Genomic DNA, 16,700 nt, shown 5'->3' with positions numbered 1-16,700 from the left:
CATGAAGGACTGGACAGGTGTTCTACATCTCGAAGCAGAGGAACGGAAAGGAAAGACTGTCGCGAAAAATGTGTATTTTCAGGGCGCATTTAAAGTAATGCGCCCTATTTACCATGATAATTCCGGTCAGGCCTGCTATTATTTATTAAATCCTGGCGGCGGCTATTTGGATGGTGACCGCTATCAAATGAAGGTTTCCCTCGGTGAGAATGCCAGGATGACGTTAACCACACAAGGAGCCACAAAGATTTATAAAACACCGAATAGGCATGCCTACCAGGAATCAGAGATTACTCTTCAGGCAGGCAGCTACCTTGAGTTTATTCCTGATCCGTTAATTGCTTACCAGAATGCGAAATATAAACAAAAAAATGTGATTCGGATGGACAAAACTGCCACTTTTCTTTACTCGGACATCATTACCCCTGGCTGGTCACCGGAAGGAGAACATTTTAGCTATGAAACAATCCAATTGTTGAATGAGATTTACATTGATGATGAACTAGTAGTTTACGACCATATAAAATTAAAACCATCTCAGCAAAATTTACGTGGTCTCGGTTTTATGGAGGGGTATTCCCACTTGGGCTCGATGCTTGTGGTTGGGACGCAGTCCGGCAGTTCCTTGCTTGACCAGTTATATTTGGCAATTGAAATGAATACAAATGATTATAAAGTTGGACTGTCCTCACTGCCGGTCCCAGGATTTACGTTACGCGTGTTTGCGAATTCCACTCAAGTGATTGAAAAAATTTTTTCGGACATTCATCGGATGATTAGCCAGGAATGGTTTAGCAGGAAACCAAGCTTTCTTAGAAAATATTGATTGTTAACCCGGTAAACCAAAATGGCTGCCGGGTTTTTAATAGATAGATAAAAGTAAGTTGGGGAGGAAAGAAAATGGATGTTACCTTTTTTTCGGTATTGACGTTAGGGTTTATTTTGGGCATCAGGCATGCGATTGAACCGGATCATGTTATTGCAGTTTCGACGATTGCAAGCCAGAGCAAAAAGCTTTGGCATGCATCGCTTGCCGGCGTTTTTTGGGGAATTGGGCATACAGCCACACTATTTATTATTGGGATTTTTTTAATTTTAATGAAAAATGATATTCCGGAAAAATGGGCCATGACGTTGGAATTTTTGGTCGGAATTATGCTGGTATACTTAGGTGTCGCAGCGATGTTATCGATTCGAAAAAACCGCACGCCTCACCGGGAACATGGTCACGTACATAATCCTGCGATTGTAAATCGGGGCAGATATTATAAATCCTTATTCATCGGGTTTGTTCACGGGCTTGCCGGCAGTGCGGCGATGGTGCTGCTGACGATGAGCACGGTTCATTCGGTGTGGCAGGGAGCATTATATATTATCGTGTTTGGCATAGGTACGGTCATTGGCATGTTAATTTTTACAACAATTATTGGCATTCCGTTCATTATGAGTATGAAACAAATGGTCACAAGCAGGGCCTTGATTTTAACTACAGGCGCTGTAAGTACTGTGTTTGGGTTTTACTATATGTATAATCTAGGCGTAAATGATGGTTTATTTAACCTTTGGATGTAACCTCCGCATACGTCTTTAAGTTTATGGAAAAACTCTAATTGAAAAAAGGAGGTTAAGGGGCATGTTTGAAAATTTTGAAGTTAATCATTTATTTGATGATTCGGTCCGGAAACACCCGCATTTCTCACTAAGTATTGATGGCCATGAGTATAAGGGAATGGTTAAAGATGATAAAATCCATTGGTACCAGCCGCATCCTAAACAAAAGATTGAGGAAGAGCATTTAAGTGCTGTTGAAAGTCAGGTCTATGGTATGATGCAAGAGCATTTGGAATAATTAAAAATAAGGATGTGCCAATAATAATGGGCATCCTTATTTTTTTATATTCTTGGCATAATCTTTCTTGCAGCAAGAAACACCCATGTGCATAATACGAAAGGCATTGTTAATGCCGGTAGTCCATAAGGTAAAAGCCAGGTCACGACACTACCGGTAATGGGAACAGTTAAACAGGCGGCGATAATACCAGTTAATAGCGGATACCGGGCAGTTTCCTTAAAAACAATGGCTACAGCAATCATTGTTAAAATAGCATTATATCCATAAAGCCCCATAAAAATCAGATGATGCTCTCCCCCAAGGCCGTACGATGTTAATAATGCTGCTGCATTTCCAACTATAGCGTAAACTCCCAATCTCCATTCGGCCCAGAATACAGCGATAAAAAGTAATACTCCAGAAAAACTGTTATCAAGGAAAAAAATTTGTCCAATTCCATTTACTGCACCATCAAGCCAATCTGTCTCCCCTTTGATATTTAACGTCCAATTGGATAAAGATTGCGGGGTGAGATTTGGGCTTATCTTAAATGAAACCAGGCGGTAAGTAGTCAGCAGCAAGAACCAGGTTAGGACAATAAATGGAAATGTAAGAACTGGTATCCCCGTTTGCCGCATGAAATGGACCATCGCTGCTGTAAAAACGGATGCAATGGCAGCGCCAACCAATGCAATGAGAAATCGGTCATCACCGCTTAGAAATAAGGAAAGGGCCATCCCAGTGAGTACTGAGTTATATCCATATAACCCCTGATTGACGCTTTCTGCACTAGCCCCGCCAATTTTTCCGATTAAAGTTCCGATAACAGCGGATAAAAGTGTGATCACCCCTAGAGAAACGGAGGCGATGGTGATCGCAGCCAGAATAATAAACCCAGAGATGGCATTTTCAATTAAAATTACTTGAGAGATTCCTTTTAAGGTAGACACCAGCAGCCATTTCAATGAGTCCCTGTTCATACTATTACCTGTATTGTCATGAATGACAACCACTCCTTTGCAGAGAATGAAAGCAGCAATTTGATTTTATAAAGAAACCCTTAATAAATTTCCCCGAGAATGAAGAAAGTATGAGGATAAAGAAGGTAATCTTGTTAACTTAAACTTTAATTCGTCCAAATTAATCTTGAAAGGTCTTTTGCAAAGTTCAAATTAACCAAGTCCAAAAGTCAATAAATAAAGATATTTCAGTAAAATCTAAATTGAAGAAAATATTCTATTGGAATATTTTCTTCAATTAATTTATAATTTTTTTATCACCTTGTTATATAACATCTTTGAGGAAAAAATATGTAGTACATAACAAAGGGGCGATTTTATGTTTGAGAAACTGGTCACAAGCATTACAGGTTATTTATGGAGCCCGCCACTCATCGTCTTCATCGTTGCGGTAGGGCTGTACTTTAGTGTCCGCACCGGATTTTTGCAAATTCGTCATTTTAAAGAAATGATTCGTTTAATCTCTTCCGGTAAGAGTTCCAATGAGGGTGTATCTTCCTTTCAAGCATTGGCAATGTCATTATCAGGCCGTATAGGTGTCGGTAACATTGCTGGAACGGCAACGGGAATTGCCTTTGGAGGACCAGGTTCTGTGTTTTGGATGTGGGTGATTACCTTTATTGGTGCAGCATCCGCTTTTGTGGAATCCACCCTTGCGCAAATTTACAAGGAAAAGCAGGACGGAGAGTATCGCGGCGGTCCGGCCTTCTATATTGAAAAAGGGCTTGGATGGAAATGGTTTGCGGTTATTTTTGCGATTGCCACTCTCCTTGCTATGGCTGTATTGATGCCGGGTATTCAGGCAAACTCCATCGCAGAGGGCATCAGCAATGCATTTGGCATTGACAGGACGGTTACTGGTTTAGTAGTTGTGGTCCTAATGGGTCTAATTATTTTCGGCGGAGTTAAGCGGATTGCTAGAGTGGCAGAATTTGTCGTGCCGTTTATGGCCGGTGCATATTTATTGATTGCTATTGCCATTATTGCGGTTAATTTTGATAGAATTCCAGAAGTATTTTCCCTAATATTTAAGAGTGCTTTTGGAGCAGAAGAAATGTTTGGCGGAATTCTCGGTTCGACCATCATGTGGGGTGTAAAACGCGGTCTATATGCGAATGAAGCAGGACAAGGTACAGGCGCTCACCCTGCAGCAGCAGCAGAAGTATCACACCCGGCAAAACAAGGACTTGTACAAGCATTTTCGATTTATCTTGATGTATTCCTAGTCGTTACATCGACTGCACTTATGATTTTATTTACAAATTCGTATAATACCATTAATGAAAAAACTGGCAAAATCCTAGTTGAGCACCTCAAGGGAGTGGAGAGTGGTCCTGCTTTCACGCAAGCGGCAGTTGATACCATCCTGCCTGGATTAGGTTCAGGATTCATTGCTATCGCTTTATTCTTCTTTGCTTTTACAACCATATTTGCCTACTACTATATTGCGGAAACTAATCTAGCATATTTAGTAAAGGGTAAAAATAGGAAGTTGTCTATGACAGTTTTAAAGATTGTCCTTTTAGGTGCTACTTTCTATGGGTCTGTAAAAACAGCAGCAACCGCGTGGGCCATGGGGGATATCGGACTTGGAATCATGGTATGGTTGAACTTGCTGGCCATTCTTTTATTATTCAAACCAGCACATATTGCTTTAAAGGATTATGAAGCACAGCTGAAGCAAGGGCTGGATCCAGAGTTCAATTCAACTAAACTGGGTATCAAGAATGCAGATTTCTGGGCTGAAGGTTATAAAAAGTCTGAAAAAGATGAACAGAAACGTATAGCAAATTAAGAAAAAAATGTATAAAGCAGGACAAGGCAGCAGGGAGGAGTACCAATTTCCTGCTGCCTTTATTTATTTCCTTAATGTTATGATAAAACAAGAGCCCTGCCCCACTTTACTTTCAACCATAATTTCTCCTCCATGTGCTTCCACCAATTGCTTGACAATCGAAAGTCCCAAGCCAAAGCCGCCGGTTGCCCTTGATCGGGATTTATCCACTCTATATAAACGGTCAAAAATATAAGGGAGGTCCTCTTGAGGTATGCCAACTCCCTGATCCTGAATGTTAAGCCGGATGGTTTCGTTCTCTTCCAGCACTGTGATAAAGGTTGTCGTACCCTCTTTCGAGTATTTAAGACTGTTATCGAGCAGGTTTAAGATTACTTGTTCAAACCGAACTGGGTCTATTTCTACAGACAAACTTTTCGGACAATCTACGAATAAGCGAATTCCCTTATTATTAAAGGCAGGCAGCACTTTTTCATAGACCGACTTTAAAAAAATACATAATTCCACTTTTTCCTTAATAATAGAAAATGCGTTTTGGTCTAACTTCGCCAGGTCGAATAACTCCTTTAATAATTCGCTGACACGCTGGGATTCTTCCTGGATGATATTCAGGTATTGGGCCCTGTCCTTTTCATCCAGCCCCTGTCTGCTAGCAATATCAGCGTATCCGCTAATATAAGTCAGCGGCGTCCGCAGTTCGTGTGAGATACTGGCCAAAAATTCATTTCGTTCTTTTTTTAGGTGATTTAGGTCATTTGCTAAAGTCTGAATCGATAGGGCCAGTTCCCCTAATTCATCCTTTGAAGGTGTTGGAAGAGTAACGGAAAAATCCCCTTTGCTCAATTTCTTAGTTGCTTTTGTCATCGATATTAGCGGCTTCGTTAAAACCTTTGATAAAAAGAAAATCGTAATCAAAATAAAGAAGAGAATTAATAAAGAGGCCAAAAGAAAATGCTTATTCAACTGTGTGATAAGTTTTTGAACCTCAGCTGTGTTTTTGAACATGTAAACATATCCGGCTTTATTTCCATTGCTTTTAAAAGCTGTCACAGTTGCAATATAAGGCTCCTTTTGCCAATCATCTTCTATGATACTTCCATTTCGCGGAAGGTTAGGGATTGACTTTTTTAGTACTGCTTGAATATTGCTATCCATATTTCCAGAAGAAACCAGAACATTTCCCTTTGTATCTGTAATCACGACCTCTGTATCCGTGTGGGATTCCATTAAACCAATATGATGCAGCGTGGAGGGGTCTGCACTAATTTCTAAGACAGCACGGTGACTGTTTCCTCTGGCCTGCAGTGCATGTAATTCCCGGTCGACTTGTGAATGAACTAAATTGTTGTGTAGAAACCCCATCGAAAAAACTTCGATGACTAATATGCAGAAAAAGAACCATAAACCAAATTTAACCGAAATTTTCATGATTTACTCCGTTGCGATTCCGATCCCTCATTAACCCATTTATAGCCGACTCCCCATACAGTGAAAAGATGCTGATTAATCGGAAACCCGGCATGACGTAATTTATCCCGTAGGTTACGAATATGGGAATCAATGGTGCGATCGTCAATATTGGATTCTAGGCCCCAAATCGTTGAAAGTAAATGCTCACGGGAGAATACCTTTTGTGGATTTTTTAAAAATAAACCAATCAGAGCAAATTCTTTAGGAGTGACCGAAACAGGCTGGTTTTGATATTTTAATTCAACTGAATCTTCTTTCCATTCCAGTCCTTTAAACATTAAATGATGGTCGTTGTCTTGAACGGTTCTTCTTAAAAGTGCTTCCACTCTAGCTAAAAGTTCTGCCTCGTGAAATGGTTTGGTTATATAATCATCTGCGCCTTTTTTTAGCCCTTTCACTACGTCTGCCGTTTCACTTCGGGCCGTCAGCATGATGATTGGGACATCTGAAAACTCCCGGATTTTTTGGCAGGTCACCCAACCGTCCATTTCCGGCATCATCACATCCAAAATAACTAGGTCGGATTTTTCTTTTTGTAGAAAATTTAACGCCTGTTTACCGGATTCGGCTTTGATACATCGGTAGCCGTTTGGTGTGAGGTAAAGGCCCAAAAGGTCAAGCATTCGAGTTTCATCATCGACAAGAAGTATAGTTTTCATATTTCCACCACCTATACCATGTTTATACCATAATGATAGAAGAATAGTTCCCTGATTTTTTACAAAAAAAGCAATTTAAATTGTTCTTGTATCAAGAATATGTACTGACGGCCTTTAAAAGGTTTGGATTTCGCCATTTTTTCTCCATAAAACCTGCACGATTGTGTGTTAGACTAATTCTATTAAAATGGTATTTAAGGTGATATCATGTACAATTTATTTAGCAAGATCAGTGCAGTGTTAAGCCAACCGTTTTTTGATATGGCAAATAGTTTAGAATCATGGCCGATTATTTTCGCGTTAATTCTTGGATTAGTAGGAGCGCTTGCGCCCTGCCAGTTGACAGGGAATATTAGTGCCATCACCCTTTATGGCAACCGTTCGATTCAACAGAAAATTGCCTGGAAGGATGTTTTCTTTTTTACCTTGGGAAAAATAATCGCTTTTTCTCTATTAGGTGTTTTGGTATGGCTGCTTGGAAAAGAAATAGAACAAAACCTTACCTTTGTTTTTCCATGGCTTCGAAAGCTTATGGGCCCCTTACTAATCTTTGTGGGACTATTTATGATAGGGATCATAAAATTGAAAGGAACATTCAATCTCTTTAAAGGAATGAAAGAGTACAAACATGAAAATCCTTTTGGATCCTTTATGCTTGGGTTTAGTTTTTCACTAGCCTTTTGTCCGACCATGTTTATTTTGTTTTTTGTTACCTTAATGCCAGTTGTGCTCTCAAGTCCGTATGGATTTATTCTTCCTCCAGTATTTGCCTTAGGGACGGCCATTCCATTATTGATTATCATGTTAATCATTTGGTACCTTGGCGGAAGCGGTATGATTATGAAAAAGGGCAGAAAGTTCGGGGCATTCATTCAAAAGGCAGCGGGAATTGTCATGCTGTTGCTAGGAACTTTTGATACATTGACTTATTGGTCTTTATAAAAATAAAAGCCGACCATAAGGTTTCGGCTTTTACTTTTATCTGAATTATTTCAAACTGCGGTTCAAGAAAGCCTTCGTACGTTCATGCTGCGGTTTTTCAAAAAGCTCAGCTGGATGGCCAGATTCTACAATCTCCCCGTTATCCATAAAAATAACACGGTTGGCTACCTCTTTTGCAAAGCCCATTTCATGGGTTACCACAATCATCGTCATGTGCTCTTTGGCTAGTTCCTTCATTACCTGAAGAACCTCTCCTGTTAACTCCGGGTCCAAAGCAGAAGTCGGTTCATCAAACAGCAGTATATCAGGATTCATCATCAGCGCACGGGCGATGGCTACCCTTTGTTTTTGTCCGCCTGATAAGTTAGCTGGGTAGGCATTCGAGTGACCGGTAAGGCCAATTTTTTGCAGTATTTCTGCGCTCTGCAGTTGGATAGCGGCGGAAGACTCCTTTTTTACTAATCTAGGGGCAAGCTCCAGATTTTCCTTAACCGTTAAGTGTGGAAAAAGGTTAAAGTGCTGGAAGACCATACCCATTTTGGCGGTAATATTCTTGATTTCGGCGGGTCTAGAATAGACGCCATCCTTCACCAAATAATCTTCTGAAACACGTATGCTGCCGCCGTCAATTGTTTCAAGATGCACTAGGCTGCGAAGCATGGTACTTTTCCCTGAACCGGATGGGCCGATCACCGCCACTACATCATTTTTATTGACATCAAAGGTAATTTGTTTTAGTACATCTAAATTGCCATAGGACTTTTTTAGATTCGACACTTCGATTATTGCCATATCTGTTCAGCCCCTTTCTTATGCAAATTTGAAACGCTTCTCAAACCATTTAAAGAACATCGTTAAGATTAACGTCATGATTAGATAAATAATACCGGCCACAAGGAAAGGCGTAATCGTAAAATCACGGTTTACCGCTGTTTCGGCAAAGTGGAGCAATTCCGGAACAGCAACGGCATAAAGCAGGGCGGTATCTTTAACCAGAGTTACTGATTCGTTTGCCACTGCCGGAAGAGCAATGCGGAACATTTGCGGCAAAATAACGCGTGTCATCGTTTGAAATTTATTTAAACCTAGAACCTGTGCTGCTTCATATTGGCCTTTATCAATGGCTAGAAGCCCACCGCGAAAAATTTCCGCAAAATAGGCGGCATAGTTCAGGATAAACCCTAAACAAGCTGCAACAAAGCGATCCAAAACCAAATATTCACCAATAACTGGAATCATCGGCAGTCCGAAACAAATGAATAATAGCTGCAGCAAAAGCGGCGTGCCGCGCATTACATAAATATAGGTTTGGGCGATCCAGGATAGCGTCTTAAAACGGCTTCTGACTGCCAATGTTAATAAAAAGCCAAGCGGTATCGATACGACAATAGCTATTAAAAACAACAGGATGGTCATCTGTGCCCCTTCGAGCATGGGCCCAAGAATGGAGACGATATAATCAAATGACATAGAAGGATTCCTCCAAAAACAAAACAGGGTTTCCAAGGGAAATCCTGTTCCGTATAATCTTCATTATTATTATTTTAAAACTTTATCTTCGCCAAACCACTTTTCTGAAATTTTCGCGGCAGTGCCGTCTTCGTTCATTTCATCTAAGGCTTTTTGCAGTTTATCTAGAAGTTTTTCATTTCCTTTTTTTACACCGATTCCGTACTCTTCTGGAGCAAGGGATTCATCGAGAATTTTAAAGGATTCTTTTTCTTTGGACATGTAATACTTAATAACAACCTCATCAATGACAACAGCATCCAAACGGCCACTCTTTAGGTCGTTCAACGCAAGGACGTTGTCTTTGAATTCTGTCACTGTTTTGATTTTGTCTTTAATTGGATTAGCATCTAAGGCATCCGATGCAGAAGAAAGAGATTGCAAGCCAACCACTTTGCCTTCTAAATCAGCTAATTTTTTAATGTTAGAATCAGAGCGAGTAACAACTACTTGGGCATTTTTTAAATAAGGCTTTGTAAAAAGTACTTTCTTTTTACGTTCATCTGTAATAGTGTAACCGTTCCAGATGAGGTCGATTCGGCCAGAGCTTAATTCGGATTCTTTTGTTTTCCAATCGATAGGCTGGAATTTAACCTTTTGACCCATTTTTTCAGCCGCTGCTTTTGCATAATCAATATCAAAACCAACAATTTCGTTCTTTTCATCGCGGAATCCCATAGGGGCGAATTTATCGTCGATACCAATGACTAGCGTGTCGTCGGCCTTAGCTGCTTTTTCAGCGGAATTGGAAGAGCATCCTGTTACGATGGAAAATACGGCAGCTATTGATAGAATCATAGTTGCTAAACGTTTCATTGTTATATAAACCACCTTTATATTTAATTTTTACTTTAATCCTTTATCACACTACCATATTATAATACTAAAATAACATCTAGTACAATAGCAGTATAATAAAAATAATATTAAGAAAATTAAATACATACTGTACTTTGGAGTATTAACCAAAAGTTGTTTATTTATTTTTTTGTGGGAAATAAAAATAATGAAAGAACAGGCATTATTATTTTTCAAGACTTCTTTGAGGCTCGAAATATAGTTTCCTAAATTCCTACTATGGATATATATAAATCCATAATTTCTGCACATTTATTTAGTAATATTCAATTTAAATTAACTTGTAAGGAGGAAACCATGAAAAGTAAAAGAGCGTTAATAGGTTTTATTTCTTTAGCAATCATGTTGATGTTATCTGCTTGTGCAAGCAATGGTAATCAAAAGGGTTCGGAACAAACTAAAGATATGGGACATAAAGGTATGGATATGGAGCATTCTAGTTCAGGAGAAGTTCCTAAAGGATTAAAAGTAAAAGAGAATCCAACCTATAAAGTAGGGGATAAAGCAATTATTCACATAGAACATATGGAGGGGATGGACGGTGCTGAAGCAACGATCGTAGGTGCGTATGATACGATAGCATATGCTGTTACCTATACCCCAACTACAGGAGGAGAAAAAGTAAAGAACCACAAATGGGTTATTCAAGAGGAGTTTAAAAATGCTGGTAGTGAACCTTTAAAACCAGGGTCGGAAGTAACGATTGAAGCAGACCACATGAAAGGGATGAACGGCGCAACAGGTACCATTGATTCAGCAGAACAAACAACCGTATACATGGTTGATTACGCACCAACTACAGGTGGAGAAAAAGTGACAAACCATAAATGGGTAACAGAAAGTGAACTTTCATCTAAATAGCGTTCACTTATTGAAGATATAAAAGGCTTGGCAGTAATGCCAAGCCTTTCAAACAATTTAGTTCATTTTTTGATTTCGTAATGCTAATTTAACTGCAAAATAAACAACTCCGCCTATAACAGCCAGACCTATCAGCCACATCAGGATACACATTACCACTCCCATGGTTCCGCCCATCATTCCATAAGAGCCCATCATGTCAAATCACCTCATCGTTAAAATTGGTTCATCATATTTTCACTTTTGGTTTCTGATGTTCCTCCCATCATTCCCCCGTTTTCATGGCAGGCCTTGTACATGTCCTCTAACTCTTGTTTAGAGGAATCCGGGTGCATTTTTTGCATGAAAGGAAGCATCTTATCAAAGCTTAGGCCATCTCCAGTGTTATTATTTCCACCAGCAAATACCGCCGTGCCTGCTCCCAGGATTAATGCAGCAGAAAATAATCCAAACGCTAACTTCTTCACTTTTAGCATCTCCTTCCTTTGTTTATACCTTCATCATAAAGCAAAAATATGCAGAAAAAATGGATATCTCGTGTCAATGTTATGAAGATTTAGCCCTTTCAGTGAAGTTTTGACAAAAAAATGAACAATCCTAATAGATATATATGCTGCCATATTATCTCCATCAAAAATGCATAGAAACTGCAAACTTAACCACTAAATTATAGGCATAAAGCAAACAGATAAAAGTTACTAAAATCAATGGAGGTGCAAATCGTGAAAAAAATATTTCTTGTTTTATTTTCTTTAGCATTTATTTTCTCATTTGATTTAAAAGCTCTAGCAGATGAGGGGCACTCTCATGAAGAAAGTGTCAAGAAAGCGGCCGAAAGCTTCAAAAATGGTTTAAAGGCAAGCAGTGAAGATCACGCCAACATGGAGGGCATGGACCATAATAGCGGAAGCGATGATCATGCAAACTTGGAGGGAATGGACCATGATGGCGGAAGCGATGATCATGCAAACATGGAGGGAATGGACCATAATAGCGGAAGCAATGATCAAGCTACTCATGAAGAGGGCGGCGGACACAGTCACGGCACAGTTGTTGAAATCCCGCCAAACTATAAAGTGTTAGGGACATATGGAGCTGTGAATCTATCATTTGTCTTGATTGGTATTTGGAACAAATGGTTTAAAAGGAAGGAGAAATAACTATGGCAATGCCTGAGGGAAAACTAAAACCTAAAAAAGAAGCAAAACCCGAGAAAGAACCTTTTGACCTTCTCTCCATTCCAATTGTAAAAAAGTTTGTCAAAAGCAGATGGTATCCTGGAATTTTTCAATGGCTTGTTATCACCGTGTTTTCAATCATTGTATATGAATTAGTTATGGGAACGGTCAATCCAAGTAAAAACTTTGGAACAACGATGACCTGGGTGCTATGGTGGCCGATTATACCGATTATATTCTTAGTAGCTGGCCGCTTCTGGTGTGCTATTTGTCCATTTGGTAAATTGAGTGATATTGTTCGAAAAACGATCGGTGCCAATAAGCCGATGCCGAAGTTTTTAAGAAAGTACGGAATCTGGCTGATAGATTTATTCTTTATTGCGATTACGTATAGTGACCACGTATGGGGCATTGTAGAATCCCCAAGGGGTTCCGGATATTTATTGCTGCTGCTCGTAACAATGGTGGTAGCGACCTCTGTTTTTTATGAAAGAAGAACTTTCTGTAAAACACTTTGCTTCCTGGGCGGATTGGCCGGAAACTATTCTAGATCCGGGGCAGTTAAGTTAACCTCTACACCTGATATTTGCAAAACGTGTAAAGTGCAATCCTGCTATCGGGGAACCGAGAAGGTCGAAGGGTGTCCAATGTTCCAATTTCCAAGAACAATGGAATCCAGTGCGGAGTGTAATCTTTGTGCCAACTGTGTGAAAAACTGTCCTAACGACTCTATTAAAATTGAGACGAGAATTCCAACAAAAGAACTGTGGGGCTTAAAAAATCCGAAGATAGAGCATGCATCTCTTGCTGCTGTTATCATGGGAATCGTGTTCGTCCAAAATATTACGATGCTTGAACCATGGCAGGATATTCTAAACACCATTGGAACTGTCACAAGAACTGCTAATTACACGGTTAACTTTACAGTAGCCTTTATCATCGCGATGGCTATTCCAATTTTATTATTGTTAGGAACTGCAAAGATTGCGTCTTTATTTGGCATGGAAGGTACTGTGAAAAAAAACTTTACCCGTTTTGGTTATGCGATTATTCCATTGGACCTTGCCGGCCACTTAGGTCATAACCTTTTCCACATTTTTACCGAAGGAAAAGCAATCTGGTATAACTCAATTGGTTTATTTGGAGTACAGTCTAATCCAACAAGCTTAAGCTTGGCTTCGACACCTACGGTTCAAATGATTCAGTATGCGATTATTATTATCGGATGGATAGGCACCACTTATGTTGTATACAGAATGGCTAAGAAATCAAGCTTTAAAGCAGTGTTGCCATATTATGTGCTGATGCTTGCCTTAGCAATTGTGAATATTTATTTGTTCTCATTACCTATGATGCATAGGGTTTAATGAAGTGAAAATTAAACCAGTATTACATCTTTATTAACAGCCAACAAAGCATCAAACATGTAATTTATCTAGTTTGATGCTTTGTTGGCTTAATTCATCAAATGTAACTTATTCATAACGTAAAGCATCAATCGGACTGAGCTTTGATGCTTTATTAGCAGGGAGGATGCCGAAAATAATCCCGATAAAGGCAGAAAAACTAATTCCAATGAGCACAATTAATGGGCTCATCGTGGCAGTAATTGGTGATACTTTTGAAACAATTATCGTCCCGATTGTGGCTAACCCCATTCCAATCATTCCTCCCAAAGAAGTTAACGTAATCGCTTCAATTAGAAATTGCAGGAGTATTTTTCTGCGTGTTGCGCCGATTGCTTTCCGAAGTCCGATTTCTCTTGTTCGTTCTGTAACCGAAACTAGCATAATATTCATGACGCCAATCCCGCCAACTAACAGGGAAATACCTGCAATACTTCCAATCAGCAGTGTCAGCAACGAAATCATCTTATTTAATTCCTTTTCATAATCTTCGAAGCTATTTGTTGTATACTTTCCATCTTCCAGTCCTTTTTTTTCTGTCAAGGTTTCTGCAGCCAATCTGCCAGTCTCTGAAACTTTCTCAGGATCACTTGCAATCACAGATAATTGTTCAATTTCCCTATTGCCAAACATCATTGAAATGACAGCCCGCGGCATCATCATTTCACCGTTATCCTTGTTCCTGTATTGCTCTGGAATAGATGATTTATAGACACCAACGACTTTATAAGGATTGCCGTTTAAATCAATGATTTCACCAATAGGATTTTCAGATTCCTTGAAGAATTTCTTCCGGGCGACAGAGTCAATCATGACGACCCGATTCAGCCCATCATTATCTGCAGCATAAAAGGACCGGCCTTCCATTACCTTAATTTTTCTGGCAGAGAAGTATTCAGCACCGACTCCGGTGATTTGCATGTCTCCCTGCACATCGTTGCGTACCATCATCCCAAAGCCTTGATTGGTCGCAATAACCGCTTTAACGCCAGGAACCTCAGCAAGTGCTTGGACATCATCGGTGGTCAGTTCAGGTTCCATCCAAAACATCGGCTCTTCACCCTCGGGAGGCATGTATTCATAGAAAATATTAATTGCATTTTTATCGGTTCCGAAAAATTCATTCGTCATTTTAGTTCTGGTACCTTGTCCGATTGCCACTATAATGATAACAGCGGCAACACCGATAATAATTCCAAGCATCGTTAAGATGGACCGGACCTTATGATTCCAAATCGAGGAAAGGGCGATTTTAAAGCTTTCCCAAATATTCATGAGGCTACCACACTCCGGTCATCTGTAATCATGCCATCTTTTATTGTAATAATACGCTTCGCGTAGGCTGCGATCTCTTCTTCGTGGGTAACGATAATCACCGTTTTTCCTTCCTCGTTCAGCTGGGTAAATAACTTCATGATTTGGGAGCTTGTTTTTGAGTCAAGAGCCCCAGTTGGCTCATCTGCTAGAATAATTGTAGGATTGTTGACAAGAGCTCTGGCAATGGCGACCCGCTGTTTTTGACCTCCGGATAATTCGCTGGGGAGATGCTTCATGCGTTCTTCCAAGCCCACCTTGGTGAGCATTTGTTTCGCCCTTTCGGTTCGTTCCCGTTTTGATACCCCTGCATATATGAGCGGAGAGGCAACATTTTTCAAAGCATTGTCTCGTGGGAGCATAAAAAACTGCTGGAAAACAAAGCCGATATGCTCATTTCTTAATTTTGCCAAGGCGCTCTCTTTTGCGGAGTTGATGATTTCGCCGTTTAATTCATAGGTTCCCGATGTCGGGTAATCCAAAAACCCAATGATATTCATTAACGTGGACTTGCCTGACCCTGATGGCCCCATAATCGCAATAAATTCTCCATCTTCAATGGCTAAATCAATTCCATGGAGGACCGGAACCTCAAGTGAACCCTTTCCATAAACCTTTGTAATTTTATTTAACTTCATCAAAAGAGGTCACTTCCATTCCATCATGGATTTGTTCATTTGGAGTGATCATGACAAGTTCACCAAGCTTTACTCCATCTTTAATTTCAATAAATTCATCATTCATTGCGCCTGTTTTCACTTCGCGTCTTTCCAGCTTTTTATCTACTAAAACATAGACCACCTTGACTCCACCTTCATCAACGAGCGCCGGGTGTGGAACTGCGAGTGGTTTTTCAGCACCGCCGACTTTAATTTCTAATGAGACATGGAAGCCTTGCCGCAGCTCTGAAGTATCATCAGTTATCGCGACCTTAAACGGATACATTGTTACATTGCCTCCGCCTGGAGGGCCGCCGAATTCTCCGCCGCCTCCGCCGTCTTCCGTAGGGAATTGGGAAACAGATTCGATCGTTCCCTTCCATTCCCGGTCTTTAAATACCTTTGGGCGAATGATGACTGGCTGCCCGTGCTGAATCTTGACGGCATCAAACTCACTCATGGACCCAATCACTTTATATGGCTGACTTGAAATAATATGGATGATAGGTTCTGCTGACCCGGTTTCGGTTTTGGCAACGTTAGGATCCACCTTTACGATTATGCCATCCATTTTGCTTACAACCGTCATGTCATTTTTCTGAGCAGTTAGCTCTTTAATCTGATCTTCGGCAGTGGCAATTTCGGATTTTGTGTTTTCATATTGCATCTCCAGCTGGATTTTTTCATTCGACAGCTGATTTACACTTTCTTGGGTAACAGGAGCCTCTTCCGTACTTTCCGAACTGGAAGCCTGTATCTGCACTTTCTTTTTTGCATCATTAAGTCGTTTAGCTATGTCGGCAATTTGATTTTGCTCCGTTTTGGCTCTGCTAGTAAGCAAATCCTTACTGCGAACAGCTCTAGTAAGTTCGCTTTCTATTTTGGCAGAATCGTAAACCAGCAGCGCATCACCGGCTTTGACAGCCTGGTTTTCTGCCACCTTAATTTCTTTGATTGCTCCTTTTGGGGGCTCGATAAAGATCTTTTGCTCACTTTCAGGCACAATTTTCCCGGTTACGAGAATCGATTGGGTCAGTTCTTTCTGACTTGCTTTTTGTACGGTTATTCCCATTGGTTTTGGTTCCGCGCCCGCCATTTGACTCTGTGGCTTAATAAAAAAATAAGCGGCCGTTCCCCCGATGATTAATACTGCAGCAATTGATACAATCCAAATCCATACCTTTTTCTTCACAATGAAC

At 40.2% G+C, this 16,700-nt stretch carries 19 protein-coding genes; 8 read left to right on the top strand and 11 right to left on the bottom strand.

Annotated elements, in window-relative coordinates:
• The first annotated feature begins 1 nt into the window (after position 1).
• From ACZ5B7_RS26350 to ACZ5B7_RS26340, 3 genes are all read left to right on the top strand, one after another.
• Positions 2-826 carry an urease accessory protein UreD gene (locus ACZ5B7_RS26350; RefSeq protein WP_423799634.1) on the top strand — a complete coding sequence of 275 codons (825 nt, stop codon included), beginning with the start codon at positions 2-4 and terminating at the stop codon, positions 824-826.
• A gap of 74 nt (positions 827-900) precedes the next feature.
• The gene (locus ACZ5B7_RS26345) at positions 901-1,572 is read left to right on the top strand and encodes an urease accessory protein UreH domain-containing protein (RefSeq protein WP_464491547.1); all 672 of its coding nucleotides are present in this window, start codon (positions 901-903) and stop codon (positions 1,570-1,572) included.
• Positions 1,573-1,633: 61 nt separating this feature from the next.
• Positions 1,634-1,849 carry a hypothetical protein gene (locus ACZ5B7_RS26340; RefSeq protein ID WP_464491546.1) on the top strand — a complete coding sequence of 72 codons (216 nt, stop codon included), beginning with the start codon at positions 1,634-1,636 and terminating at the stop codon, positions 1,847-1,849.
• Between the two features lie 44 nt (positions 1,850-1,893).
• Here ACZ5B7_RS26340 and ACZ5B7_RS26335 read toward each other — a convergent pair whose 3' ends face one another.
• The gene (locus ACZ5B7_RS26335) at positions 1,894-2,811 is read right to left on the bottom strand and encodes an urea transporter (RefSeq protein WP_464491545.1); all 918 of its coding nucleotides are present in this window, start codon (positions 2,809-2,811) and stop codon (positions 1,894-1,896) included.
• A 358-nt stretch (positions 2,812-3,169) separates the two neighbouring features.
• On the opposite strand from ACZ5B7_RS26335, the gene ACZ5B7_RS26330 reads away from it, so the two are divergent.
• Positions 3,170-4,645 (top strand): alanine/glycine:cation symporter family protein, encoded by a 1,476-nt coding sequence (locus ACZ5B7_RS26330; protein WP_464491544.1) that lies wholly within the window; start codon positions 3,170-3,172, stop codon positions 4,643-4,645.
• Positions 4,646-4,708: 63 nt separating this feature from the next.
• Here ACZ5B7_RS26330 and ACZ5B7_RS26325 read toward each other — a convergent pair whose 3' ends face one another.
• Both ACZ5B7_RS26325 and ACZ5B7_RS26320 read right to left on the bottom strand, forming a co-directional pair.
• Positions 4,709-6,073, bottom strand: coding sequence for a sensor histidine kinase (locus ACZ5B7_RS26325; RefSeq protein WP_464491543.1), 1,365 nt, complete (start codon positions 6,071-6,073; stop codon positions 4,709-4,711).
• On the bottom strand, positions 6,070-6,774 hold the full coding sequence (locus tag ACZ5B7_RS26320; protein ID WP_464491542.1) for a response regulator transcription factor: 705 nt from the start codon (positions 6,772-6,774) through the stop codon (positions 6,070-6,072). Before ACZ5B7_RS26320 ends, ACZ5B7_RS26325 begins: the two co-directional genes overlap by 4 nt.
• 207 nt (positions 6,775-6,981) lie before the next feature.
• Here ACZ5B7_RS26320 and ACZ5B7_RS26315 point away from each other — a divergent pair, with 207 nt between their 5' ends.
• Positions 6,982-7,716 carry an urease accessory protein UreH domain-containing protein gene (locus ACZ5B7_RS26315; protein WP_464491541.1) on the top strand — a complete coding sequence of 245 codons (735 nt, stop codon included), beginning with the start codon at positions 6,982-6,984 and terminating at the stop codon, positions 7,714-7,716.
• Between the two features lie 45 nt (positions 7,717-7,761).
• Here ACZ5B7_RS26315 and ACZ5B7_RS26310 read toward each other — a convergent pair whose 3' ends face one another.
• The 3 genes from ACZ5B7_RS26310 to ACZ5B7_RS26300 form a co-directional block, all read right to left on the bottom strand.
• Positions 7,762-8,508, bottom strand: coding sequence for an amino acid ABC transporter ATP-binding protein (locus ACZ5B7_RS26310; protein WP_464491540.1), 747 nt, complete (start codon positions 8,506-8,508; stop codon positions 7,762-7,764).
• An 18-nt stretch (positions 8,509-8,526) separates the two neighbouring features.
• On the bottom strand, positions 8,527-9,186 hold the full coding sequence (locus ACZ5B7_RS26305) for an amino acid ABC transporter permease (protein ID WP_464491539.1): 660 nt from the start codon (positions 9,184-9,186) through the stop codon (positions 8,527-8,529).
• 69 nt (positions 9,187-9,255) lie between these two features.
• Complete coding sequence (locus ACZ5B7_RS26300) at positions 9,256-10,041, bottom strand: amino acid ABC transporter substrate-binding protein (RefSeq protein ID WP_464491538.1); 786 nt, start codon at positions 10,039-10,041, stop codon at positions 9,256-9,258.
• 339 nt (positions 10,042-10,380) lie between these two features.
• On the opposite strand from ACZ5B7_RS26300, the gene ACZ5B7_RS26295 reads away from it, so the two are divergent.
• Complete coding sequence (locus tag ACZ5B7_RS26295) at positions 10,381-10,944, top strand: YdhK family protein (RefSeq protein WP_464491537.1); 564 nt, start codon at positions 10,381-10,383, stop codon at positions 10,942-10,944.
• 57 nt (positions 10,945-11,001) lie between these two features.
• On the opposite strand, the gene ACZ5B7_RS26290 is transcribed toward ACZ5B7_RS26295, so the two are convergent.
• On the bottom strand, positions 11,002-11,142 hold the full coding sequence (locus ACZ5B7_RS26290) for a hypothetical protein (protein ID WP_213144183.1): 141 nt from the start codon (positions 11,140-11,142) through the stop codon (positions 11,002-11,004).
• 17 nt (positions 11,143-11,159) lie between these two features.
• Positions 11,160-11,411: a hypothetical protein gene (locus tag ACZ5B7_RS26285; RefSeq protein WP_464491536.1), complete on the bottom strand. Its 252-nt coding sequence runs from the start codon at positions 11,409-11,411 to the stop codon at positions 11,160-11,162.
• Between the two features lie 255 nt (positions 11,412-11,666).
• Here ACZ5B7_RS26285 and ACZ5B7_RS26280 point away from each other — a divergent pair, with 255 nt between their 5' ends.
• Entirely contained in the window at positions 11,667-12,104 is a 438-nt protein-coding gene (locus ACZ5B7_RS26280) for a hypothetical protein (RefSeq protein WP_464491535.1), read from the top strand.
• A 2-nt stretch (positions 12,105-12,106) separates the two neighbouring features.
• Positions 12,107-13,489: a 4Fe-4S binding protein gene (locus ACZ5B7_RS26275; RefSeq protein ID WP_464491534.1), complete on the top strand. Its 1,383-nt coding sequence runs from the start codon at positions 12,107-12,109 to the stop codon at positions 13,487-13,489.
• Between the two features lie 108 nt (positions 13,490-13,597).
• On the opposite strand, the gene ACZ5B7_RS26270 is transcribed toward ACZ5B7_RS26275, so the two are convergent.
• From ACZ5B7_RS26270 to ACZ5B7_RS26260, 3 genes are read right to left on the bottom strand one after another with little or no spacing between them, the layout of a single operon-like run.
• Positions 13,598-14,803 (bottom strand): ABC transporter permease, encoded by a 1,206-nt coding sequence (locus tag ACZ5B7_RS26270; protein ID WP_464491533.1) that lies wholly within the window; start codon positions 14,801-14,803, stop codon positions 13,598-13,600.
• Positions 14,800-15,483, bottom strand: coding sequence for an ABC transporter ATP-binding protein (locus tag ACZ5B7_RS26265; RefSeq protein ID WP_464491532.1), 684 nt, complete (start codon positions 15,481-15,483; stop codon positions 14,800-14,802). The genes ACZ5B7_RS26270 and ACZ5B7_RS26265 overlap by 4 nt, the downstream gene beginning before the upstream one ends.
• Complete coding sequence (locus ACZ5B7_RS26260) at positions 15,467-16,693, bottom strand: efflux RND transporter periplasmic adaptor subunit (RefSeq protein WP_464491531.1); 1,227 nt, start codon at positions 16,691-16,693, stop codon at positions 15,467-15,469. The genes ACZ5B7_RS26265 and ACZ5B7_RS26260 overlap by 17 nt, the downstream gene beginning before the upstream one ends.
• Between the last annotated feature and the right edge of the window lie 7 nt (positions 16,694-16,700).

Source organism: Neobacillus sp. S1115 (genome assembly GCF_055385565.1).
Note: the sequence above shows the minus strand (reverse complement) of the source record. Positions and strands in the feature narration are given on the sequence as shown.

What these genes read in the sequence shown, in the direction of transcription:
- ACZ5B7_RS26350 (WP_423799634.1), top strand. Translation starts at nt 2, where the DNA reads ATGAAGGACTGGACAGGTGTTCTACATCTCGAAGCAGAGGAACGGAAA.
- ACZ5B7_RS26345 (WP_464491547.1), top strand. Translation starts at nt 901, where the DNA reads ATGGATGTTACCTTTTTTTCGGTATTGACGTTAGGGTTTATTTTGGGC.
- ACZ5B7_RS26340 (WP_464491546.1), top strand. Translation starts at nt 1,634, where the DNA reads ATGTTTGAAAATTTTGAAGTTAATCATTTATTTGATGATTCGGTCCGG.
- ACZ5B7_RS26335 (WP_464491545.1), bottom strand. Translation starts at nt 2,811, where the DNA reads ATGAACAGGGACTCATTGAAATGGCTGCTGGTGTCTACCTTAAAAGGA.
- ACZ5B7_RS26330 (WP_464491544.1), top strand. Translation starts at nt 3,170, where the DNA reads ATGTTTGAGAAACTGGTCACAAGCATTACAGGTTATTTATGGAGCCCG.
- ACZ5B7_RS26325 (WP_464491543.1), bottom strand. Translation starts at nt 6,073, where the DNA reads ATGAAAATTTCGGTTAAATTTGGTTTATGGTTCTTTTTCTGCATATTA.
- ACZ5B7_RS26320 (WP_464491542.1), bottom strand. Translation starts at nt 6,774, where the DNA reads ATGAAAACTATACTTCTTGTCGATGATGAAACTCGAATGCTTGACCTT.
- ACZ5B7_RS26315 (WP_464491541.1), top strand. Translation starts at nt 6,982, where the DNA reads ATGTACAATTTATTTAGCAAGATCAGTGCAGTGTTAAGCCAACCGTTT.
- ACZ5B7_RS26310 (WP_464491540.1), bottom strand. Translation starts at nt 8,508, where the DNA reads ATGGCAATAATCGAAGTGTCGAATCTAAAAAAGTCCTATGGCAATTTA.
- ACZ5B7_RS26305 (WP_464491539.1), bottom strand. Translation starts at nt 9,186, where the DNA reads ATGTCATTTGATTATATCGTCTCCATTCTTGGGCCCATGCTCGAAGGG.
- ACZ5B7_RS26300 (WP_464491538.1), bottom strand. Translation starts at nt 10,041, where the DNA reads ATGAAACGTTTAGCAACTATGATTCTATCAATAGCTGCCGTATTTTCC.
- ACZ5B7_RS26295 (WP_464491537.1), top strand. Translation starts at nt 10,381, where the DNA reads ATGAAAAGTAAAAGAGCGTTAATAGGTTTTATTTCTTTAGCAATCATG.
- ACZ5B7_RS26290 (WP_213144183.1), bottom strand. Translation starts at nt 11,142, where the DNA reads ATGATGGGCTCTTATGGAATGATGGGCGGAACCATGGGAGTGGTAATG.
- ACZ5B7_RS26275 (WP_464491534.1), top strand. Translation starts at nt 12,107, where the DNA reads ATGGCAATGCCTGAGGGAAAACTAAAACCTAAAAAAGAAGCAAAACCC.
- ACZ5B7_RS26270 (WP_464491533.1), bottom strand. Translation starts at nt 14,803, where the DNA reads ATGAATATTTGGGAAAGCTTTAAAATCGCCCTTTCCTCGATTTGGAAT.